We start from the raw sequence: 21462 nt of genomic DNA on the forward strand, positions 1-21462 counted from the left end.
TTTGCTCGTATTGACCTTTCAGCGTTTATGGGAACTTGTCTTTTGGTTTCCGGTCAATTTTCGCAGTGCTGAACTGCACGAGTTTGTAAGACGGAGGTTTTTTCGTATGACCAATTCTTTGCAACCTGCATATGCTCTGGTCCCGGGTGCGAACCTGGAGGCCTACGTGCACACCGTGAACAGCATCCCATTGCTGACGCCGGAGCAGGAGCGTGAACTGGCCGAGAGTCTCTACTATGAGCAGGATTTGGGGGCGGCTCGGCAGATGGTGCTCGCCCACCTGCGTTTTGTCGTACATATCGCCCGTAGCTATTCCGGCTACGGTCTGGCCCAGGCTGACCTGATCCAGGAAGGTAACGTCGGCCTGATGAAGGCCGTGAAGCGCTTCAACCCGGAAATGGGTGTGCGTCTGGTGTCGTTCGCTGTGCACTGGATCAAGGCGGAAATTCACGAGTTCATCCTGCGCAACTGGCGCATTGTGAAAGTCGCGACCACCAAGGCCCAGCGCAAGCTGTTCTTCAACCTGCGCAGCCAGAAGAAACGTCTGGCGTGGCTGAACAACGAGGAAGTCCATCGTGTGGCGGAAAGCCTCGGCGTAGAGCCGCGGGAAGTGCGCGAGATGGAAAGTCGACTGACCGGCCATGACATGGCCTTCGACCCGGCCGCAGAAGCGGACGACGACAGCGCTTTCCAGTCGCCGGCCAACTATCTGGAAGACCACCGGTACGACCCGGCCCGTCAACTGGAAGATGCCGACTGGAGCGACAACTCCAATCACAACCTGCACGAAGCGCTGGAAGTGCTGGACGACCGCAGCCGTGACATCCTTTATCAGCGCTGGTTGGCTGAAGAGAAAGCCACGCTGCACGACCTGGCGCAGAAGTACAACGTGTCGGCCGAGCGTATTCGTCAGCTTGAGAAGAGCGCGATGAACAAGCTCAAGTTGTCGATCGCCGCCTAAGCTGCGTGAAGGCAATAAAAAACGCCCCGATCATTGATCGGGGCGTTTTTGTTTGTGCTCACTATTCCCCTCCTCACACCAAACCACTGTGGGAGCGAGCCTGCTCGCGATAGCGGTTTGTCATTCAACATTGATGTTGGCTGATACACCGCTATCGCGAGCAGGCTCGCTCCCACAGGGTTCAGCAGTGTGCGAAAGATCGTGGTTATTGTGCCCAAGGCGCCCGGCGTGAATCGTTGAGCCCCAGCAGATAACTGTCGCCCCCCAACTGGCTCATCTGCTGCCGAATCCACCCGGCGCGACGTGCGACGTAATTCGTCGGGTGACTCGCGCTCCACACCCGTGGGTTAGGCAATACAGCCGCCAGATAACTGGCCTGCTGCCGGGACAGCGACTTGGCGCTCACGCCAAAGTGATGCCGAGCCGCCGCTTCCGCGCCAAACACCCCGTCATCCCACTCGACGCTGTTCAGGTACACCTCAAGAATCCGCTGCTTGGGCCAGATTACTTCGATCAGCCCGGTAAACCAGGCTTCCAGACCTTTGCGCAGCCAGCTACGGCCGGACCATAAAAACAGGTTTTTCGACACTTGCTGGCTCAAGGTGCTGGCGCCGCGAACCGACCCCCCCAGCTCGTTGTGCGCCAGGGCTGCGCGGATCGCGCCGAGGTCAAAACCCCAGTGCTCCGGGAATTTCTGATCTTCACCGGCAATCACCGCGACTTTAAGGTCGTCGGAGATTTCATCCCAGGGTTTCCAGGTGCGTTGCAGGTCGATGGGCTCGCCGTCGAACCAGGATTCGATCTTGCGCTCGACCATCAGCGTCGTGCCCGGTGGCGGTACCACGCGGAAAATCAGCACCAGCAATACGCTGCCGCCCGCGAACCAGAGCACGGCCTTTGTAAATCGTCGTAAAAATAAACGCAGCATAGAGATGGCTTGGCCGAACCCATTGAGCGGGCCATTATACAGACCCTGTTGATCGAGTCTGACTGGAGTTCTTCATGCTGCGTGGCTTTCTGATGCTGGCCGCTTTCTTCGGCTTCACCGGCGTTGCCCTTGGCGCATTCGCCGCCCACGGCTTGAAAAGCCGCCTGACGCCTGAATACCTGGCGATTTTCCACACCGGCGTCACCTACCAATTGGTGCACACCTTGGCGTTGCTGGGTGTGGCGCTGCTTGCCACGCAGATTCCGGGTCGTTTGATCACGTGGGCCGGCGCCTCGTTTGCCATTGGCATCCTGCTGTTTTCCGGCAGTTTGTACCTGTTGACCCTGACCGGTATCAGCAAGCTCGGAATCATTACCCCCTTCGGTGGCCTGGCATTCCTGATTGGTTGGCTCTGCCTGGGCCTTGCCGCCTGGCGGTTGAGCTGACCGGGTGGTCCATTTCATGACGAATGGCTTGGGTCGCCAAGACTGATCGGGCTAGAATGCCAGCCCCTAAAAATGATGGCGGCATCCGGCATGCGCATTCAGTTGAACGGCGAATCCCTTGAACTGCCCGACGGTGAAACCGTTGCGGCCCTGCTGACCCGTCTGGAATTGACCGGACGCCGGGTAGCGGTCGAACTCAATCTGGATATCGTCCCGCGCAGCCAGCATGCGGACACCACATTGAACGATGGCGATTCCGTCGAAGTGGTACACGCCATCGGCGGCGGCTAGTCGCCCGGCCCGCAAGGGCACAGAATTCTGCAAGAACCTCACCCCTACAGAGGATTTCCCATGAGCATCGTTCGTAGCGACAAGCCCTTCGTCCTGGCCGGTCGTACTTACCAGTCGCGTTTGCTGGTAGGCACCGGCAAGTACCGCGACATGGAAGAAACCCGCCTGGCCATCGAGGCCTCGGGTGCCGAGATCGTCACCTTCGCCGTGCGCCGCACCAACCTCGGCCAGACCCCGGGCGAACCGAACCTGCTCGAAGTCCTGTCGCCGGATCGCTACACCTTCCTGCCTAACACCGCCGGTTGCTTCGACGCTACCGAGGCTGTGCGCACCTGCCGCCTGGCCCGTGAGCTGCTCGGTGGCCACAACCTGGTGAAGCTGGAAGTGCTGGCGGACCAGAAAACCCTGTTCCCCAACGTGATCGAAACCCTCAAGGCCGCCGAAGTGCTGGTCAAGGAAGGCTTCGACGTGATGGTCTACACCAGCGATGACCCGATCATCGCCCGTCAACTGGCGGAAATCGGCTGCATTGCGGTCATGCCGCTGGCCGGTCTGATCGGCACGGGCCTGGGGATCTGCAACCCGTACAACCTGCAGATCATCCTCGAAGAGGCCAAGATTCCTGTGCTGGTGGATGCCGGTGTCGGTACCGCTTCCGACGCCACCATCGCCATGGAGCTGGGTTGCGAGGCGGTGCTGATGAACTCGGCCATCGCCCATGCCCAGCAGCCGATCATGATGGCTGAAGCCATGAAACACGCCATCGTTGCAGGCCGCCTGGCCTACCTCGCCGGCCGCATGCCGAAAAAACTCTATGCCAGCGCCTCTTCGCCGCTGGATGGTCTGATCAAGTAAGAGCCATTGATGACTGAATCAAACGACACGCCAATCCAGACGGAAGAAGGCGACGAGCGCCAACACCGCCGCATCAAGAGTTTCGTGATGCGCGCCGGGCGCATGACCGAAGGCCAGCAAAAAGGTCTGGAGCAGGGCACGCCGCTGTTCGTGCTGCCATTGGCCGACGCGCCGGTGGACTTCGACCAGGTGTTCGGTCGCTCGGCACCGCGTTCGCTGGAAATCGGTTTCGGCATGGGCCATTCGCTGCTGGAAATGGCCGCCGCTTCGCCGGAACAGGATTTCATTGGCGTGGAAGTGCACCGTCCGGGTGTGGGCGCGCTGCTCAATGGCGTGCTGACACAGGGCCTGACCAACCTGCGGGTCTACGATTGCGACGCGATCGAAGTGCTCAACCGTTGCGTGGCCGATAACAGCCTCGATCGCCTGATGCTGTTTTTCCCGGACCCATGGCACAAGAGCCGCCACCACAAGCGTCGTATCGTTCAGGCGTCGTTCGCTGAACTGGTGCGCAGCAAGTTGAAGGTCGGCGGTATTCTGCACATGGCCACCGACTGGGAACCGTACGCCGAGTACATGCTGGAAGTGATGAATGTCGCGCCGGGTTACCGCAACCTGGCCGAAGACGGCAAGTGCGTGCCGCGCCCGGCCGAGCGCCCGATCACCAAGTTCGAACGCCGTGGCGAACGTCTTGGGCATGGCGTGTGGGACCTGAAGTTCGAAAAGCAGTCCTAAGCCCTACGCAATAAACCTGTAGGAGCCGGCTTGCTGCGGGCGGCGTTCCGACGATGGAGTGTCAGTCAACATCAATGTGTCTGACACTCCATCGCCAGCAAGCCGGCTCCTACAGGTTTTTTTGTGTCCGGAAATCAGCGGCGGTCGGCAACTACGCCGATGAGCACCAGAACCACCAACAACACCGGCGCCAGGCTGTAGTTGTTGAACTGGCTCAAACCACGAACGATCCACGGTGTGGCGTAGATCAGCGCGGCACCGCTGCCGATCATGCACACCAGCGCGAGCAACGGGACGCGCAAAGCGCCGGCGATGCTGCCCAGGCGTTGATCGATCCAGGCTTTGATGTCCGCGCCGAACAGCACCAGCAAACAGCCCACCAGCGCCAGAGAGATTTCCGACAGGTTACTGCGGCTCCAGCGGGAGACGGTGGCGAGCAGGTCGAGTATCAAATCCATTCGTTTTCCCTTACGGCTGAAATCAGCTCAGAAATGTTTGCAGCAAGTCATTGAGGAACAATTGCCCGCGCTCGGTGGCCGCCAGGCGTGACGGTTCGACCTGCAACAGGCCGCTTTGTTCGGCTTCGCGGCGGCCTTCGGCGAGGCTTTCCAGGCTCAGCCCGGTGCGCTCCGGATACAGCCGCGATTCCACGCCATCAGTCAGGCGCAAAGCGTTCATCAGGAAATCGAACGGCAGTTCATCGTTGGTCAGCGCTTTCTCGCCAGCCTTGAAGCTTTTCGCCGGGTTCAGGTAATCCTTCGGCAGGCGCGTCTTCCAGGTGCGCACGATGCGCCCGTCCGGATGACTGAGCTTGCCGTGGGCGCCGGCACCGATGCCGATGAAGTCGCCGAAGCTCCAGTAATTGAGGTTATGCCGCGCCGGACGACCGGGCAGGGCATACGCCGAGACTTCGTATTGCGCGTAACCGTGTTCGGCGAGCAGCGCCTGGCCGGCTTCCTGAATGTCCCACAGCGTGTCGTCTTCCGGCAGCACAGGCGGCTGGTTCCAGAACACCGTGTTCGGCTCCAGCGTCAGCTGATACCAGGACAAGTGGGTCGGCTTCAGGGCGATGGCCTGGCGCAGATCACTCAGGGCGTCGTCCAGCGACTGATCGGGCAAACCGTGCATCAAGTCCAGGTTGAAGTTATCGAACCCGGCCTGGCGCGCCATGCCGGCGGCACGCACCGCTTCATCGCCGTTGTGAATCCGCCCCAGAGCCTTGAGTTTCTCTTCCTGAAAGCTCTGGATGCCGATCGATAGCCGATTGATGCCCAGCGCGCGGTAGGCGACGAACTTTTCTTGCTCGAACGTGCCCGGATTGGCCTCCAGGGTGATTTCAATGTCGCTGGCAAACGGAATCCGTTGCTCGACGCCTTTGAGCAGGCGGCCCAAGGCTTCGGCGCTGAACAGGCTCGGCGTACCACCACCAAAGAAGATCGAGCTCAACTCGCGGCCGTAGACCGCGTGCAGATCCTGATCAAGGTCCGCCAGCAAGGCATCGACGTACTCTTCTTCCGGCAGCACGGGGCTTGCGGTGTGGGAGTTGAAGTCGCAATAAGGGCATTTGCGCACACACCACGGGATGTGGATGTACAGCGCCAGGGGCGGCAGCACGGGAAGCGCAGCCCGAGGCGATTGTGCGCCGCCGCCGTAGATCAGCGGTGGCGCGGATGATTCACGGGTCATTTCAAGCCCAGACGCTGGCGCAGCAGATCCATTGCACGGGCGCGGTGGCTGATGAGGTTCTTGTCGCTCGGGCTCAGCTCCGCGCTGGAGCAATCGCGCTCTGGCACCCAGAACAGCGGATCGTAACCGAAACCGTGCTCGCCACTGGCTTGGGTCAGGATGCGCCCATGCCACAGCCCTTCGCAGAGGATCGGCAGCGGATCGTCAGCGTGACGCACCAGCGCCAGTACGCAGACGAACTGCGCGCCACGCTCGGCTTGCGGCACGTCTTTCAAGGCGTCGAGCAGTTTGGCGTTGTTCGCCGCATCGCCTTTGCCGTCAGCGTAACGAGCCGAGTAGATCCCCGGCGCGCCGCCAAGGAAATCCACCGCCAGCCCGGAATCGTCGGCCAACGCCGGCAGGCCGGAAATGCGCGCGGCATTGCGGGCCTTGAGAATGGCGTTCTCGACAAACGACAGACCGGTTTCTTCAGGCTCGACGCTGCTGAACTCGCCGATCGAGCGCAGATGCACCGAGTCGCCGAGCATGGCCTGGAGTTCCTTGAGTTTGCCGGCGTTGTGGCTGGCCAGTACGAGTTGCGTGAAATTCATCATTGGCCGGGGAAAAGCTCTTGTTGGAAACTGATGGTGTTGGTTTTGTCGCCGGTCTGCACTTTGATATCGAAGGTGCGGACTTCCTGCTGCTCCACAGGGTATTGCGCAATGTAGTAGATCGCGCCTTGTTCGGTGATCTGCTTGAATTTCAACGGCACACTTTGGCTGGTGAGGTCTTTGACCGTGCCGCTGACGTTAGAGATCAGCGGTTTGCCATCCTTGATCACTGAGACGTTGATCACGCCCTGGTTCTTGCTGCGGATCAGTTCGGCCGATTTGGCGATGTCCGGTGTCAGGAATGTGGAGTTGAAGGTGTTGTAGTGAACCGTCACATCACCGAAGGTTTCCTTGCGCTCGCCCTTGATGACGTCGGCGGCCATGGCGGTAACGCTCAGGCAGGCAGTGAGTAGAAATAACGCTAGACGACCCATGATCGTTCTCCTTGAAATAGGGTGGTTCAGACCGCGACCTTGTGATCCTGCAGTCCTGGACTGCTGACGCGGTAAATACCGATCTCACCTAACAGATTAGGCCATAGCTTACTGGCCCACCCGTGCCGATGCTGTTGATCCACGGCAAGCCGATCAATGACCTTGGCTTCACGTTCGCGGCAAAGTGCTTCAAAGTCTTCGAAAGTGCAGAAGTGGATGTTCGGCGTGTTGTACCAGGTGTACGGCAGAAACTCGGACACCGGCATCCGGCCCTTGCTCGCCAGGTACCAGCGGCAGCGCCAGTGACCGAAGTTGGGGAAGGTGATGATGCATTGGCGACCGACCCGCAGCATTTCGTCGAGGATCTTGTCCGGGTAGTGCACGGCTTGCAGCGCCTGGGTCATGACCACGACGTCGAAACTGTTGCTGGCAAAGTTGCCCAGGCCCTTGTCCAGGTCCTGCTCGATCACGTTGATGCCCTTGGCCACGCACTCGGCGATGTTGTCCGGGTCGTTTTCCAGGCCGTAGCCGGTGACTTGCTTGTTGTCGCGCAGCCACGTCAGCAGCTCGCCGTCACCGCAACCGAGGTCAAGCACGCGGCTGCCGGCGGGGATCCATTCCTGGATGATTTCCAGATCAGCTCTCATGGCTTTCTCACAACGTAATGCGGTTCATGTAATTGCCGAATGCCTGCAGATAGCGCGGGATCGGAATCAGGAAGGCGTCGTGGCCTTGCGGGGCGTCGATCTCGAGGTAGCAGACGTCTTTCTTGGCCGCCATCAGCGCGTCCACCAGTTCCCGCGAGCGGGCCGGGGAGAAGCGCCAGTCGGTGGTGAAGGACATCACGCAGAACTTGGCCGAAGCGCCGGCGAAGGTTTTCGCCAGGTCATCGTCGAAGTTTGCCGCCGGGTCGAAGTAGTCCAGCGCCTTGGTCATCAGCAGGTAAGTGTTGGCATCGAAACGCCCGGAGAACTCTTCACCCTGATAACGCAGGTAGCTTTCAACCTGGAACTCGACGCTGTGGAAGTCGTAGTTGAGCTTTTCGCTCTTCAGGCCGCGACCGAATTTTTCGCCCATCGAGTCATCGGACAGATAAGTGATGTGCCCGACCATCCGCGCCAGCATCAAGCCGCGCTTGGGGATCACGCCCGCTTCCTGGAACGAACCGCCGTGGAATTCGGGGTCGGTGAGGATTGCCTGGCGCGCCACTTCGTTGAAGGCGATGTTCTGTGCCGACAGTTTCGGTGCCGAGGCAATGGCCAGGCAGTGACGAATGCGATCCGGGTAGGTGATGCTCCATTGCATCGCCTGCATGCCGCCGAGGCTGCCGCCAATCACGGCGGCCCATTGGCTGATGCCGATCCGGTCGGCCAGGCGCGCCTGGCTGTGCACCCAGTCCTCCACGGTCAGCACCGGGAAATCGGCGCCGAATGGCTTGCCGGTTTCCGGGTTGACGCTGCTCGGGCCCGTGGAGCCGTTGCAACCGCCGAGGTTGTTCAGGCTGACCACGAAGAACTTGTTGGTGTCGATCGGCTTGCCGGGGCCGATGCAGCTGTCCCACCAACCGGGTTTGCGGTCGTCGGGGCTGTGGAAACCGGCGGCGTGATGGTGCCCGGACAAGGCGTGACAGATCAGCACGGCGTTGCTCGCCGTGGCGTTCAGCGTGCCGTAGGTTTCGTAAATCAGGTCATACGCTGGGAGCGAACGGCCGCAGGCCAGGGCCAGGGGTTCACTGAAGTGCGCCACTTGCGGCGTCACCAGACCAACAGAATCGGCGGGAAAGGCAGTTGGCATCGACCCTGCTCTCGTTGAAATGAGGCGTAAGTCTAAAGACCGGTGGGGTTAGCGGCAAGCAAAGGCCGGGCCTGATTTCATTCTGTCAAACCGGGTTGCCTTCATCGCGAGCAGGCTCGCTCCCACATTGGAATGCTTACCCCTGTGGGAGCGAGCCTGCTCGCGATGAACGATGACGCGGTCTTAGATCAAGCCGAGCAGCCCTTGAGGCATCAGGGCAAAGTACGCCAGTCGCGGAATCAGCCAGCTTTGCAGCAACTGGATCACGATAAACGCGAAGATCGGCGAAATGTCGAGGCCGCCCAGGTTCGGGATGATCCGGCGGAACGGGGCCAGTACCGGTTCGGTAATCTGCGCGACCAGTTCGGCGCCCGGATTGTGGCTGCCCGGCGCGACCCAGGACAGAATCACGCTGATGATCATCGCGTAGAACAGAATGTTCAAAAACAGCGAGAACAGCGCAATCAGCGCCCACGGCACCAGCAGCACCCAATCGACCATGAAGCCTTTGAGCGACACGATGACCGCAATCAGCAGCATCTGCACGATCAGCGCCAGCACCAGTGACGACATATCCAGCCCGAACATGCTCGGGATGACCCGGCGCAGCGGCTTGAGCAGCGGCTGGGTGGCCTTGACGATGAACTGGCAGAGCGGGTTGTAGAAGTTCGCCCGGACCAGTTGCAGGATGAAGCGCAACAGCACAATCAGCAGATACAGGCTGCCCAGGGTCTTGATGATGAAAATGGCAGCGTCGTTGAGTCCTAGCATCATTTATTCCTTTGTAAGGGCTGATTAGCGACCGAGCTGCTCAGCCATCTCGGCCGAGCGGTGCGCAGCGGCGCCGAGTGCTTTTTCTACCAGCGCTTCGAAGCCGCCAGCCTGGAACGATTTGATTGCAGCTTCTGTGGTGCCCGCCGGCGATGTCACACGGCGACGCAGTTCAGCCGCGTCGACATCGCTGGCAACCGCCATGTGTGCGGCGCCCAAGGCAGTTTGCAGGGTCAGTTGGGCAGCGATGTCCGCCGGCAGGCCGAGCTTCACGCCGGCGGCGGTCATGGCTTCGATCAACAGGAAGAAATACGCCGGGCCCGAGCCGGAGACAGCGGTGACGGCGTCCAGTTGCTGTTCTTCATCCAGCCACAAGGCGATACCCACGGCCGACAGCAGTTCTTGCGCCTGTTGGCGTTGTTCTGCGGTGACTTCGGCGGTGGCGAACAAACCACTCACACCCTGACGCAGCAGCGCCGGGGTATTGGGCATGCAGCGCACGATCGGTTGCGCGCCGAGCCAGTTGTTCATGCTGGCGCAGGTGATGCCGGCGGCGATGGACACTACCAGTTGATCCGGTTTCAAGCTCGGGCGAATCGCTTCGCACACGGCTTTCATCGCTTGCGGTTTGACTGCCAGAACGACCACGTCGGCGCCTTGAATGGCCTCGGCGTTGTCAGCGAATACTTCGATGCCGTGTTCGGCGTTCACTTTGGCACGGGTTTCTGCGCCCGGATCGCTGGCGCGGATCTGCGCGGCGTCCAGACCTTTGGCGCGCAGGCCGCCGATCAGGCTGGCGGCCATGTTGCCGGCACCGATAAAGGCAATACGAGTTTTGCTCATGTCAGTTCCTTGTAGAGAAGTAGGCCAGCCATTTCATGGTTGACCATGCACTTGTTGAGAGCCGCGGGCGCCGAACAGGGCTGTGCCGATACGGACCCAAGTGGCGCCCATGGCGATGGCCGACTCAAGGTCGTGGCTCATGCCCATGGAAAGTGTGTCGAGCGGCAGGTTCAGGCTGGCTTGCAGGCTTTGCACGGCAGCAAAAGCGGCGTCCTGGGCGGCCCGATCTTCCGTTGGCTCGGGAATCGCCATCAGCCCGCGCAGCTTGATGCGCGGCAGTTCGCTGATGGCGTTGGCCAGGGCCGGCAGGTCGGCCGGGGTGCAACCGGATTTGCTGGCCTCACCGCTGACATTGACCTGGATGCAGATGTTCAGTGGCGGCAGATCGGCAGGGCGTTGTTCGGACAGGCGTTGTGCGATTTTCAAGCGATCCACGGAATGCACCCAAGCGAAGTGCTCGGCGATAGCGCGAGTCTTGTTCGATTGAATGGGGCCGATGAAGTGCCAGATCAAGGGCAGGTCGGCCAATTCGAGCTGTTTGCCCAAGGCTTCCTGCAGGTAGTTCTCGCCAAAGTCGCGCAGGCCGGCGGCATGCGCTTCGCGCAGGGCCTCGGCGGGCTTGGTCTTGCTCACGGCCAGGAGCTGGACGCTGTGTTCGTCACGATGGGCGGCGAGGGCGGCAGCCCGGATGCGTGAACTAACCAGTTCAATGTTGTCTGCTATCGTGGACATTCAAGAGGCGCCAGCGGGTCTGAGGTTGGCGGCATTCTACTGGAATTGAGGAGTGCTATGGATATCACTGAACTGCTGGCGTTCAGCGCCAAACAAGGAGCGTCCGACTTGCACCTGTCGGCAGGCCTGCCACCGATGATTCGCGTCGACGGCGATGTGCGGCGCATCAATCTGCCAGCCCTGGATCACAAGGAAGTTCAGGAGCTGGTCTACGACATCATGAACGACACCCAGCGTGTGGATTTCGAGAAACACCTGGAAACCGACTTTTCCTTTGAAGTGCCCGGCGTTGCGCGTTTCCGGGTCAATGCGTTCAACCAGAACCGTGGCGCCGGCGCGGTGTTCCGGACCATTCCATCGAAGGTCCTGAGCATGGACGACCTCGGGATGGGGGAAGTGTTTCGCAAGATTACCGATTCCCCCCGTGGCCTGGTGCTGGTCACCGGCCCGACCGGTTCCGGCAAATCCACCACCCTGGCGGCGATGATCGACTACCTGAACAACCATCGTCATCACCACATCCTGACCATTGAAGACCCGATCGAATTCGTCCACGAATCGCGCAAGTGCCTGATCAATCAGCGCGAAGTCCATCGCGATACCCGCAGCTTCGCCACAGCCTTGCGCTCGGCGTTGCGGGAAGACCCGGATGTGATTCTGGTGGGTGAGATGCGTGATCTGGAGACTATTCGCCTGGCGCTGACGGCTGCCGAGACTGGCCATCTGGTGTTCGGCACGTTGCACACCACGTCGGCGGCGAAAACCATCGACCGGATCGTGGATGTGTTTCCGGGGGATGAGAAGTCGATGGTGCGTTCGATGCTGTCCGAGTCGCTGCTGGCGGTGGTATCGCAGACGCTGGTGAAGAAGATCGGTGGTGGGCGGATCGCGGCGCACGAAATCATGCTGGGAACGTCGGCGATCCGTAACCTGATCCGCGAGGACAAGGTGGCGCAGATGTACTCGTCGATTCAGACCGGTGGGAATCTGGGAATGCAGACGCTGGATATGTGCTTGAAGGAGTTGGTGACCAAGGGTTTGGTCAGCCGCGAGCATGCGCGGGATAAGGCGCGGTCGCCGGATAACTTCTGACTGGGATTTGTAGCGCTTTCAATGACGCCATCGCGAGCAGGCTCGCTCCCACATTGGAACGCGATCAACTGTAGGAGTGAGCCTGCTCGCGATGGGGATATCACGGTCAAAAAAATCCCGGATCAGGCCCGGGATTTTCAAATCAACGCTGAACAACCTGCAGCGTGTTCTTCTCTTTAGGCAGAACCCGCTTGGCAACCACGTAGTGGCTTTCCCAGTACGGTTTCTTCAAGGTGTCGATGGTCACCGACTTGCCACGACGTGGTGCGTGGATGAAGCGGTCGTTGCCCAGGTAGATGGCAACGTGATTGACCCGGCGGCTCTTGATGTTGAAGAAAATCAGGTCACCCGGCTTCAGGTCGCCGCGTTCGACTTTCTCGCCATGACCACTGGCCATGGCGTTCGAGGTGCGCGGCAGGTCAAATGTGGCGTCGTTGAACGCGTATTTCACCAGGCCGCTGCAATCGAACCCTTTACTTGGGCTGCTGCCGCCCCAACGGTAAGGTGTACCGAGGACGTTGACGGCACGGCTCAGCACATTGCTGCTTTCCTTGGTCGCCATCGGCGGGACAAGCTTGCTGTTGGCTTTGCTCAGCGAAGTCGGTTGCTTGGCAGTTTGTTTGTTTTTGCTCGAAGGAGCAGAAACATGGGATTTTGGGGTGTAACCATTAACGTTAGGAAGACGTTGCTCACGATTGGTGGCGTGGGCGGCCAGTGGCATCAAAAGGCAAATGGTTAGCCATGTCTTGAAAAATGGACGCATTAGGCAAGGCTCGTGTTGGTTAGCGCGAAACTTTATAACAGCTTTTTTTGTCATTCCGAGGCCGTTGGTCGATTCAACCTGGCGGTCAACGGAGCCCAATACGCGGCAAATAGACGCAATTGTCGGACAGAAGTCAGGTGCTATAAGGGTTTGACGGGAGACACGGTAGCATTTGCCATACGTCGGCCACCTGTAAAAAAGTCACAAAGAATTCAAGAATATTTATCTATCGTGTGATTCGAGGCTATTCATGAACACCTATCGACACCCCGTTCCACATCAAGATACCCACAGCAAAGTGATCGGTTACCTGCTGTGGATTTTCGGTTTTACCGGTGCTCACCGCTTTTATTACGGCAAGCCCGTGACCGGGACGATCTGGTTTTTCACCCTGGGTTTGCTGGGTATCGGCTGGCTGATCGACGTGTTCCTGATCCCGGCCATGGACCGTGAAGCGGACCTGCGTTTCACCGCAGGGCCTATCGAATACAACGTTGCGTGGATTCTGCTGACGTTTCTGGGAGTGTTCGGCGTGCACCGGATGTATCAGGGGAAGTGGATCAGCGGATTGCTGTACCTGGTGACGGGCGGGTTGTTCTTTCTGGGGGTTTTGTATGACTTCTGGACGCTGAATGACCAGGTTTCCGTGCGTAACGCGCAGAATCGCGGCACTTTCCAGTAAGTCATCGCTAGCAGGCTAGCTCCCACACAGGATCTGTGAACGACACAAATCCTGTGTGGGAGCTAGCCCTGCTAGCGATTGGGACAACGCGGTCTTACGCCTGGTGGCTAATCCGCCCATCCACCAAGGTGTAACGCACCACACCCGGCAAGCTATGCCCAATGAACGGGCAGTTCTCACCCTTGGACAACCAGGTTTCACCGGCCACGGTCGAAGCTGCCGGATCGAACAGCACGATATCCGCCGCACCACCTACCGCCAGTTTCCCCGCCGGCAAGCGCAAGGCTTGCGCAGGTCCCGCACTCAGGCGTGCCAGCAACGTCGGCAGATCGAGCAAACCGTCTTCCACCAGCGTCATCGCCAGCGGCAGCAACAGTTCAACGCTGCTGATCCCCGGCTCCGTCGCACCGAACGGCGCCAGTTTGGCGTCCCGTTCATGGGGCTGGTGATGACTGGAAATCGCCGAAACCACCCCGGACTTCACCGCTTCACGCAAGCCATCGCGGTCGGCGCGGGTGCGCAGCGGCGGCTGGACGTGATAGAGGCTGCTGAAGTCGATCAGCGCTTCATCGGTCAGGATCAACTGGTACAGGGCGACATCCGCCGTCACCGGCAATCCGCGCGCCTGAGCCTGAGCAATCAGGGCCACGCCGCGAGCGCTGGTCAGCTGGCTGAAGTGCGCGCGCACGCCACTTTGCTCGACCAGCAACAGATCACGGGCCAGCGCTACGGTTTCTGCGGTTTCCGGGATACCCGGCAAGCCGAGGAAGCTGGCGGTCGGACCTTCATGCGCCAGGCCACCTTCGGCCAGATCATGGTCCTGCGAGTTGAAAATCACCGTCAGGTCAAAGGTCGCCGCGTACTCCAGCGCCCGGCACAGGGTGCGGGTGTTGCGGAAGCTTTCCAGACCGTTGCCGAAGGCCACGCAACCAGCATCGCGCAACGCCACGAGCTCGGCCAGTTGCTCGCCGTCCAGGCCTTTGCTCAGGGCGCCAATCGGGAACACCTTGGTGTTGCCGGCCTCGCGGGCGCGGTCGAGGATCAGTTCGGCCACGGCCGAGGTGTCCAGCACTGGTTTGGTTTTCGGCGGGCAGCACAGGCTGGTCACGCCACCGGCAGCGGCGGCGCGGGTTTCGCTGACGATCGAACCTTTGCGGCTGTAGCCTGGCTCGCGCAGGGCGACGTTCAGGTCAACCAGCCCCGGTGCGGCCACCAGGCCTTGGGCGTCGATGGTATCGACGGCAACAAAACCGGCGGGTACGGCGCCAAGGGCGACGATCTTGCAGGCTTCGATGTGGATATCAGTCACTTGATCCAGCCCGCTGACTGGATCGATCACGCGGGCGCCGAGAATGCTGAGCTTCACTGGGCGTTCTCCTGCTCGAATTGGCGCTGGGCAGTCTGCCCGCTCATGGCCATGGACAACACAGCCATACGAATCGCAATACCGTAGGTCACCTGATTGAGGATCACCGAGTGCGGGCCGTCGGCCACCGCCGACTCGATTTCCACACCGCGGTTGATCGGGCCCGGGTGCATGACGATGCAGTCCGGTTTGGCCCCGGCCAGGCGCGCGGTGGTCAGGCCGAACAGGCGATAGAACTCGCCCTCGCTCGGCAGCAGGCCGCCAGTCATGCGTTCGCGTTGCAGGCGCAACATGATCACCACGTCGACGTCTTTCAGGCCTTCGGTCATGTCGGTGTAGACCTTCACGCCGTATTGCTCGATGCCGATCGGCAGCAGGGTTTTCGGCGCGATCACGCGGATGTCCGGGCAGCCGAGGGTTTTCAGCGCCAGCATGTTCGAGCGCGCTACCCGCGAGTGCAGGATGTCGCCGACGATGGCCACGGACAGGTTTTCGAAGCTGCCCTTGTGCCGACGGATCGTCAGCATGTCGAGCATGCCTTGGGTCGGGTGTGCGTGACGGCCGTCGCCGCCGTTGATGATCGCTACTTGCGGGCATACGTGTTCGGCGATGAAGTGCGCGGCGCCGGAATCACCGTGGCGCACGACGAACATGTCGGCGGCCATGGCTTCCAGGTTGCGCAGGGTGTCGAGCAGGGTTTCGCCCTTGCTCGCCGACGATGTCGAGACGTTGAGGGTGATCACGTCCGCCGACAAGCGCTGGGCCGCCAGTTCGAAGGTGGTGCGGGTGCGGGTGGAGTTCTCGAAGAACACGTTGCACACGGTCTTGCCGCGCAGCAACGGGACTTTCTTCACTGCCCGGGCGCCGACTTCGAGGAACGAGTCGGCGGTGTCGAGGATTTCCGTCAGCAGCTCACGGCGCAAACCGTCGAGCGAGAGGAAGTGGCGCAGCTGGCCCTGATCATTGAGCTGCAGCGGGCGCTTGGTTTCTAGAGGCGTCATCGCGAGGGGGACTCTCAATAGGGCGAATTAAAGGGCGAGGTCTTGCAGTTCGAGCTTGAGTTCTGGGCCGGACAGCTTCACGCGCTCGTGGGCGGCCAGCGACAAAGTCGCGCCAACCACGTTCGGGCGGATCGGCAGTTCGCCGGCGTCCAGGTCCAACAGGCACACCAGCGTTACGCTGGCCGGGCGGCCGTAGTCGAAGAGTTCGTTCATTGCGGCGCGGATGGTGCGGCCGCTCATCAGCACGTCGTCGATCAGCACCAGGTCCTGGCCTTCGATCTCGAACGGCAGCGCCGAAGGGCGCACTTGCGGGTGCAGGCCGTTCTGGCTGAAGTCGTCACGGTAGAAGGACACGTCCAGCGTGCCGAGCGGCGCGTCGCTGCCCAGTTCTTCGAGCAACGCCTGGGCAACCCAGACGCCGCCGGTACGAATACCGATGTAGCGCGGTTCGCTGATGCCACGATGTTCCAGATGTGCCTTGAGACGGATCGCCATCTGGCTGATCAGTTCGGCGGGATTGGGCAGGCTCATGGTTGCTCCTTCTTGGGCCCGGGCCGGGTGCTGCTGGCGGTGGCTCGGGTTGTCGCTATAGAGAGTCGCTTGTTACGGCTCTTCAGGATTCGAACAGTGCGCTGTTTTCATCGAGCCAGCCTTGCAGCAGCAGGGCGGCGGCGATGGCATCGACCGGGTTGTCGCGGTAACTGCCCTTTTGCCCGCCGCGATCACGTCGTTCGCCCTTGGCTTCAAACGTGGTCAGGCGTTCATCGTGGGTATAGAAGGGCAGGTTGTAGCGGCCGTTGAGTCGGCGGGCGAACTTCTCGGCGCGCAGGCACATGTCGCTGGGCGTGCCGTCCATATTCAACGGCAGGCCGACCACCACCGCATCGGGTTTCCACTCTTTGATCAGCGCTTCGACCTGATTCCAGTCGGGCACGCCGTTTTGTGCCTTCAAGGTGCACAGCTCGCGGGCCTGGCCGGTAATCACCTGGCCGACCGCCACGCCGATCTGTTTGGTGCCGTAGTCGAAACCCAGAATCAGCCGCAGGGCCATCAGGCGTGTCCCGCCTGGCTGGTGAGCAGGCTGAGGTTGACGCCCAGGTGCTTGGCCGCTGCTTCGAGGCGCAGTTCGCTGCTGGTGTTGAACAGGATGTCGGCATCGAACGGGCAGGTCAGCCAGGCATTCTGCGCCAGTTCGGCCTCAAGTTGTCCGGCTTCCCAGCCTGCGTAACCGAGGGCGATCAGGCTTTTTGCCGGGCCGACGCCATCGGCGATAGCGAACAATACGTCCTGGGAGGTGGACAACGAGAGGTCGCCTTCCAGATCAACGGTCGCTTGAAACTGCTTGCCCGACGGGTGCAGGACAAAACCGCGATCGGTCTGCACCGGGCCGCCGATGAAGATCGGCACATGCTGGCAGAGCAGCGGCGGCTCGATATTGGGGCGCAATTGCTCGAGGATATCGGCCAGGTTCAGGTCTTGCGGACGGTTGACCACCAGCCCCATGGCACCATTGGCCGTGTGCTCGACGATGTAGGTCAAGGTGTGGGCAAAGTTCGGGTCGGCCATGTGAGGCATGGCGATCAGGAAGTGATGCTTGAGGTAGCTTGGGCTGACGTTCTTCATGAGCGCTAGTGTGGCGTTGGAGGGGCGAACTGACAAGCTGGGGATGCCGCAATTTGGCTGTCGATACAGATCAAATGTGGGAGCGAGCCTGCTCGCGATGACGGCGGCACATTCAAAATTGAGGTGTCAGACAGACCGCCATCGCGAGCAGGCTCGCTCCCACAGGGTTGTACGCTGTGGTTAATTACTGGACAGCCGATCCCCGCGTGCAAATTTCCAGGTGCGGATGATTTCCAGTCGGTCGATGTCCGACAAATCCCCGGTAAACGGCGAAAACGGCGCAGCCAGCCGCACAATTCGCTGTGCCGCCTGATCCAGCAGCGGTTGCCCGGATGACTCCAGTACCAAGACTTCAAAAAGCGAGCCGTCGCGGTTGATCGAGACCATCAAGCGCAAATTGCCGTAAATCTGTTTGCGCCGCGCTTCATCCGGATAATTGAGGTTACCGATGCGCTCGACCTTTTTGCGCCACTCATCCTTATACCAGGCGCCTTTGTCGCGCATGGTCGAGGCTGCGCTCAGGCGGTGGATGCGCGGGCGCTTGGCGTATAGCTGTTGTTCGTTGGCCAGTTCCGCTTCGAGGCTGGCGATGTCGCTGGACAGCTGTTCACTGTCGAACGTCGGCGCGGCGATGGCGGGTTTGTTGGCAGGTTTTGGCTCTTCGGTCTTGGTCGCAGCTTTCTTCGGCTTCGGTGCGACGGTGGTCACGGCAGCCTTGGGCGCTGCTTCCTGGACTTCAGGTTTGGCGGCCGGCGGTGGCGTGACTTTTTGCACCTTGTTGTCCTGGAACGGCGCGACCTCGGTGGTCTTGGGAATCGCCTTTTTATCCAGGGTGCCGCTGCCTTCCTGATTTTCCTGCGCGAGAAAGTCGGCCTTCGCCGGTTTCTTTTCGCTCTTGAAGGTGGCGAGGGTGATTTCCAGGGTTTTGCTGATTTGCTTGGGTTCGACCATCGTAAAGCCGACGCCCAACAGCAAGGCCAGGTGAATCAACGCCGCGAGAAACAGGGTAAATCCGAGGCGATCGGCCGGGCGCACGCCACGATGGGCGAGTTCAGCGGGCAGATCGGACGGAAGTGTCATGACAAGAAAACCAACATCGCGTTTTTCAGAGGCCGCGCATGATAACGCAATGTTGGTTTCATCTTGGGTGTTCTATATCAACGGGCCTTGAGCTTCTGATCGATGGCATCCATCAACAGGCCGCCGATGTCGGTGCCGAACGCGTTATCAATCTCGCGAATGCAGGTCGGGCTGGTGACGTTGATTTCCGTCAGGTGCTCGCCGATCACGTCGAGACCCACGAACAGCAGGCCTTTCTCGCGCAAGGTCGGGCCGACCTGGGCGGCGATCCAGCGATCCTTGTCGCTCAACGGACGGGCTTCGCCACGACCGCCGGCGGCGAGGTTGCCGCGGGTTTCGCCGGCCGCCGGAATCCGCGCCAGGCAATAATCCACCGGCTCGCCGTCGATCATCAGGATGCGTTTGTCGCCGTCCTTGATCGCCGGCAGGTACGCCTGGCCCATGATCTGCTGGGTGCCCAGCGCGGTCAGGGTTTCCAGGATCACCGACAGGTTCGGGTCACCTGCGCGATGACGGAAAATCGAGGTGCCGCCCATGCCGTCCAGCGGCTTGAGGATCACATCGCCATGTTTGGCGGCGAACTCACGCAGCACGTCGGCGCGGCGGCTGACCACGGTCGGCGGCGTGCATTGCGGGAACAGGGTGGCGAACAGTTTTTCATTGCAGTCACGCAGGCTCTGCGGCTTGTTGACCACCAGCACGCCCGCGCGCTCGGCTTGCTCGAGCAGATAAGTGGAGTAGACGAACTCCATGTCGAACGGCGGATCCTTGCGCATCAGGATCACGTCCAGATCGCTCAGCAGCGCGTCGGTCTCGTCTTCCAGCTCGAACCATTTTTCCGGGTTGGCGAAAACTTTCAGCGGCCGCATCCGCGCCCGGGCTTCACCTTCGCCTTGATACAAGTCGCGCTGTTCCATATAGAACAGTTCCCAGCCGCGCTTCTGTGCGGCCAGCAGCATGGCCAGCGAGCTATCCTTTTTATAGGAGATGCTGGCAATGGGATCCATGACAATCCCGACGCGAACGCTCATGGGTTTTTCCTCTGAAGTGGGGGAGGCCTATGTAAGTCCCCTGTAGGAGCGAGCCTGCTCGCGATGGACTTCAGGACACCGCGCTTGTCCTGCTGGCACGCGTCATCGTTGACGACCATCGCGAGCAGGCTCGCTCCCACAAAAGATCAATCCAAAGGACCGTATAAAAGTGGCGTCAGAGTGGCGCTGAGTGTGTTCCCGGTCAAGGAAAAACCACTTCACAGGACGCCCGATAGATTGCATTTGGAGACTGTGCTAAAAAGGCTGCCATGTCGTGCTGGCCCTTGAGTATCAAGGGTTTCAAGCCGCCGGTAACCGGAAAACGGACAATTTGATTCGCAAAGGCGACGGTAGAGCATTTATGGGCCAGCATTCCAGCGCCTTGAAGGTCATGGTGATCGACGATTCGAAGACGATTCGTCGCACCGCCGAAACGCTGTTGAAGAATGTGGGTTGTGAAGTCATTACGGCCATCGACGGTTTCGATGCGCTGGCGAAGATTGCCGATCATCATCCCGGCATCATCTTTGTCGACATCATGATGCCGCGTCTGGATGGCTATCAGACCTGCGCTTTAATCAAGAACAACAGTGCGTTCAAGTCCACGCCAGTGATCATGCTGTCGTCCAAGGACGGGTTGTTCGACAAGGCCAAGGGGCGCATCGTCGGCTCCGACCAGTTTTTGACCAAGCCTTTCAGCAAGGAAGAACTGCTTAACGCGATCCAGGCCCATGTACCGGGCTTCGCCGCCGTTTTGCCGCAGTAGGACACGCACAGTGACGCTCGGCCAGCGGGCCCGGCGTCGACAAGAATGGGGAAAACCATGGCACGTATTCTGATCGTCGATGATTCGCCGACCGAAATGTACAAACTGACCGGCATGCTGGAAAAGCACGGTCATGAAGTGTTGAAAGCCGAAAACGGCGCCGACGGCGTGGCCCTGGCCCGTCAGGAAAAACCCGACGCCGTGCTGATGGACATCGTCATGCCCGGCCTCAACGGTTTCCAGGCGACCCGTCAGTTGACCAAAGACCCGGAAACCGGGCACATCCCGGTGATCATCATCACCACCAAGGATCAGGAAACCGACAAGGTCTGGGGCACGCGCCAGGGCGCCAAGGATTACCTGACCAAACCGGTCGACGAAGAGACCCTGATCAAAACCCTGAACAACGTGCTGGCCGGTTGATCACCCGACCATGACCGAGTCGTTGACCGCCTTCGAACTGCTGCTGCAGATCGACCAGCGCTGTCGTCTGCTGGCGGCGGATCTGCCGTCGCAGCCAACCCGACAGGACAGTTGGAGCGGCATCGGTTTTCGTTTGGGCGAGGCGTGGTACGTCGCGCCGATGGGTGAAGTCAGCGAAGTCCTGCATGAACCGCGCTTCACCCAGTTGCCGGGGGTCAAGCCCTGGGTCAAGGGCGTGGCCAACCTGCGTGGCCGCTTGCTGCCGATGATGGATTTGAGTGCCTTCTTCGGGCACGAATTGTCGGCAGTTCGCAAGCAGCGGCGAGTGCTGGTGGTGGAGCATAACGAGGTGTTTGCCGGGTTGATGGTCGATGAGGTTTTCGGCCTTCAGCACTTTGCCCAGGACAGCCTGGAGCCGGTGGATAACTTGAGTGGCCCGATTGCACCGTTCATCAAGGGCCGGTTTCAGCGCGAGCAGAATTGGCAGGTGTTCAGCCCGTTTGCGCTGGTGCGGTCGCAAAGCTTCATGCATGTAGCGCTGTAAACACTGACCCTGTAGGAGCCGGCTT

General features: G+C 60.3%; 28 protein-coding genes. 10 read left to right on the plus strand and 18 right to left on the minus strand.

Translation table 11 applies throughout. The features are described 5' to 3' along the window. Positions 1-106: 106 nt before the first annotated feature. Positions 107-961: an RNA polymerase sigma factor RpoH gene (gene rpoH / locus IB254_RS05650; RefSeq protein WP_007897890.1), complete on the plus strand. Its 855-nt coding sequence runs from the start codon at positions 107-109 to the stop codon at positions 959-961. A 205-nt stretch (positions 962-1166) separates the two neighbouring features. Here the strand turns inward: rpoH and mtgA are convergent, their stop codons facing one another. After that, positions 1167-1889, minus strand: coding sequence for a monofunctional biosynthetic peptidoglycan transglycosylase (gene mtgA / locus IB254_RS05655; RefSeq protein ID WP_192416711.1), 723 nt, complete (start codon positions 1887-1889; stop codon positions 1167-1169). Between the two features lie 74 nt (positions 1890-1963). Between mtgA and IB254_RS05660 the strand changes: the two genes are divergently transcribed. The 4 genes from IB254_RS05660 (at position 1964) to trmB (ending at position 4216) form a co-directional block, all read left to right on the plus strand. Continuing rightward, positions 1964-2335: a DUF423 domain-containing protein gene (locus tag IB254_RS05660; RefSeq protein ID WP_192416712.1), complete on the plus strand. Its 372-nt coding sequence runs from the start codon at positions 1964-1966 to the stop codon at positions 2333-2335. A gap of 90 nt (positions 2336-2425) precedes the next feature. After that, the gene (thiS, locus tag IB254_RS05665; RefSeq protein WP_008026157.1) at positions 2426-2626 is read left to right on the plus strand and encodes a sulfur carrier protein ThiS; all 201 of its coding nucleotides are present in this window, start codon (positions 2426-2428) and stop codon (positions 2624-2626) included. 60 nt (positions 2627-2686) lie between these two features. Beyond that, entirely contained in the window at positions 2687-3481 is a 795-nt protein-coding gene (locus IB254_RS05670) for a thiazole synthase (RefSeq protein ID WP_008036703.1), read from the plus strand. 9 nt (positions 3482-3490) lie between these two features. Then, complete coding sequence (gene trmB, locus IB254_RS05675; protein ID WP_008026161.1) at positions 3491-4216, plus strand: tRNA (guanosine(46)-N7)-methyltransferase TrmB; 726 nt, start codon at positions 3491-3493, stop codon at positions 4214-4216. Positions 4217-4350: 134 nt separating this feature from the next. Here the strand turns inward: trmB and IB254_RS05680 are convergent, their stop codons facing one another. The 9 genes from IB254_RS05680 to IB254_RS05720 all read right to left on the minus strand — a co-directional run bounded on the left by IB254_RS05680 (position 4351) and on the right by IB254_RS05720 (position 11066). Next, entirely contained in the window at positions 4351-4674 is a 324-nt protein-coding gene (locus IB254_RS05680) for a DUF3392 domain-containing protein (protein WP_008026163.1), read from the minus strand. Positions 4675-4696: 22 nt separating this feature from the next. Further along, positions 4697-5902, minus strand: a complete 1206-nt coding sequence (gene hemW, locus IB254_RS05685; protein ID WP_225602266.1) for a radical SAM family heme chaperone HemW — start codon at positions 5900-5902, stop codon at positions 4697-4699. Beyond that, the gene (gene rdgB / locus IB254_RS05690) at positions 5899-6495 is read right to left on the minus strand and encodes an RdgB/HAM1 family non-canonical purine NTP pyrophosphatase (RefSeq protein WP_008036695.1); all 597 of its coding nucleotides are present in this window, start codon (positions 6493-6495) and stop codon (positions 5899-5901) included. The genes hemW and rdgB overlap by 4 nt, the downstream gene beginning before the upstream one ends. Further along, entirely contained in the window at positions 6492-6926 is a 435-nt protein-coding gene (locus tag IB254_RS05695) for a DUF4426 domain-containing protein (RefSeq protein ID WP_192416713.1), read from the minus strand. Before IB254_RS05695 ends, rdgB begins: the two co-directional genes overlap by 4 nt. 26 nt (positions 6927-6952) lie before the next feature. Next, on the minus strand, positions 6953-7573 hold the full coding sequence (metW, locus tag IB254_RS05700; RefSeq protein ID WP_008026169.1) for a methionine biosynthesis protein MetW: 621 nt from the start codon (positions 7571-7573) through the stop codon (positions 6953-6955). 7 nt (positions 7574-7580) lie between these two features. Next, positions 7581-8720, minus strand: a complete 1140-nt coding sequence (gene metX, locus IB254_RS05705; protein ID WP_008036684.1) for a homoserine O-succinyltransferase MetX — start codon at positions 8718-8720, stop codon at positions 7581-7583. 183 nt (positions 8721-8903) lie between these two features. Continuing rightward, positions 8904-9491, minus strand: a complete 588-nt coding sequence (locus IB254_RS05710; protein ID WP_008026173.1) for a YggT family protein — start codon at positions 9489-9491, stop codon at positions 8904-8906. Positions 9492-9515: 24 nt separating this feature from the next. Then, on the minus strand, positions 9516-10334 hold the full coding sequence (gene proC, locus IB254_RS05715) for a pyrroline-5-carboxylate reductase (RefSeq protein ID WP_192416714.1): 819 nt from the start codon (positions 10332-10334) through the stop codon (positions 9516-9518). A gap of 33 nt (positions 10335-10367) precedes the next feature. Next, complete coding sequence (locus IB254_RS05720; protein WP_192416715.1) at positions 10368-11066, minus strand: YggS family pyridoxal phosphate-dependent enzyme; 699 nt, start codon at positions 11064-11066, stop codon at positions 10368-10370. A 57-nt stretch (positions 11067-11123) separates the two neighbouring features. Between IB254_RS05720 and IB254_RS05725 the strand changes: the two genes are divergently transcribed. Further along, the gene (locus IB254_RS05725; protein ID WP_192416716.1) at positions 11124-12158 is read left to right on the plus strand and encodes a type IV pilus twitching motility protein PilT; all 1035 of its coding nucleotides are present in this window, start codon (positions 11124-11126) and stop codon (positions 12156-12158) included. 142 nt (positions 12159-12300) lie between these two features. Here the strand turns inward: IB254_RS05725 and IB254_RS05730 are convergent, their stop codons facing one another. Continuing rightward, entirely contained in the window at positions 12301-12921 is a 621-nt protein-coding gene (locus IB254_RS05730; protein ID WP_008036675.1) for a C40 family peptidase, read from the minus strand. A 250-nt stretch (positions 12922-13171) separates the two neighbouring features. Between IB254_RS05730 and IB254_RS05735 the strand changes: the two genes are divergently transcribed. Further along, entirely contained in the window at positions 13172-13603 is a 432-nt protein-coding gene (locus tag IB254_RS05735) for an NINE protein (protein ID WP_008026184.1), read from the plus strand. A 94-nt stretch (positions 13604-13697) separates the two neighbouring features. Here the strand turns inward: IB254_RS05735 and IB254_RS05740 are convergent, their stop codons facing one another. From IB254_RS05740 to gshB, 7 genes are all read right to left on the minus strand, one after another. Beyond that, positions 13698-14969: a dihydroorotase gene (locus IB254_RS05740; RefSeq protein ID WP_192416717.1), complete on the minus strand. Its 1272-nt coding sequence runs from the start codon at positions 14967-14969 to the stop codon at positions 13698-13700. Continuing rightward, positions 14966-15970, minus strand: coding sequence for an aspartate carbamoyltransferase catalytic subunit (locus IB254_RS05745; protein ID WP_131060573.1), 1005 nt, complete (start codon positions 15968-15970; stop codon positions 14966-14968). Before IB254_RS05745 ends, IB254_RS05740 begins: the two co-directional genes overlap by 4 nt. 27 nt (positions 15971-15997) lie before the next feature. Beyond that, the gene (gene pyrR, locus IB254_RS05750) at positions 15998-16501 is read right to left on the minus strand and encodes a bifunctional pyr operon transcriptional regulator/uracil phosphoribosyltransferase PyrR (protein ID WP_008026190.1); all 504 of its coding nucleotides are present in this window, start codon (positions 16499-16501) and stop codon (positions 15998-16000) included. An 82-nt stretch (positions 16502-16583) separates the two neighbouring features. Then, on the minus strand, positions 16584-17021 hold the full coding sequence (gene ruvX, locus IB254_RS05755) for a Holliday junction resolvase RuvX (protein WP_007945492.1): 438 nt from the start codon (positions 17019-17021) through the stop codon (positions 16584-16586). After that, entirely contained in the window at positions 17021-17593 is a 573-nt protein-coding gene (locus IB254_RS05760) for a YqgE/AlgH family protein (protein ID WP_032832312.1), read from the minus strand. Before IB254_RS05760 ends, ruvX begins: the two co-directional genes overlap by 1 nt. A gap of 180 nt (positions 17594-17773) precedes the next feature. Beyond that, positions 17774-18673 carry an energy transducer TonB gene (locus tag IB254_RS05765; protein ID WP_192416718.1) on the minus strand — a complete coding sequence of 300 codons (900 nt, stop codon included), beginning with the start codon at positions 18671-18673 and terminating at the stop codon, positions 17774-17776. 77 nt (positions 18674-18750) lie between these two features. Further along, positions 18751-19704, minus strand: coding sequence for a glutathione synthase (gene gshB, locus IB254_RS05770; protein ID WP_008026199.1), 954 nt, complete (start codon positions 19702-19704; stop codon positions 18751-18753). Positions 19705-20065: 361 nt separating this feature from the next. Here gshB and pilG point away from each other — a divergent pair, with 361 nt between their 5' ends. Genes pilG through IB254_RS05785 form a run of 3 tightly spaced genes read left to right on the plus strand, consistent with a single transcriptional unit; the run spans position 20066 to position 21437 of the window. Further along, positions 20066-20470: a twitching motility response regulator PilG gene (gene pilG, locus IB254_RS05775; protein ID WP_008026200.1), complete on the plus strand. Its 405-nt coding sequence runs from the start codon at positions 20066-20068 to the stop codon at positions 20468-20470. 57 nt (positions 20471-20527) lie between these two features. Beyond that, positions 20528-20893 carry a twitching motility response regulator PilH gene (pilH, locus tag IB254_RS05780; RefSeq protein ID WP_008068134.1) on the plus strand — a complete coding sequence of 122 codons (366 nt, stop codon included), beginning with the start codon at positions 20528-20530 and terminating at the stop codon, positions 20891-20893. A gap of 10 nt (positions 20894-20903) precedes the next feature. After that, positions 20904-21437 (plus strand): chemotaxis protein CheW, encoded by a 534-nt coding sequence (locus tag IB254_RS05785; RefSeq protein ID WP_008026202.1) that lies wholly within the window; start codon positions 20904-20906, stop codon positions 21435-21437. Positions 21438-21462 lie beyond the last annotated feature (25 nt).

Source organism: Pseudomonas sp. PDM03, from assembly GCF_014852385.1.
Lineage (GTDB): Bacteria > Pseudomonadota > Gammaproteobacteria > Pseudomonadales > Pseudomonadaceae > Aquipseudomonas > Aquipseudomonas migulae.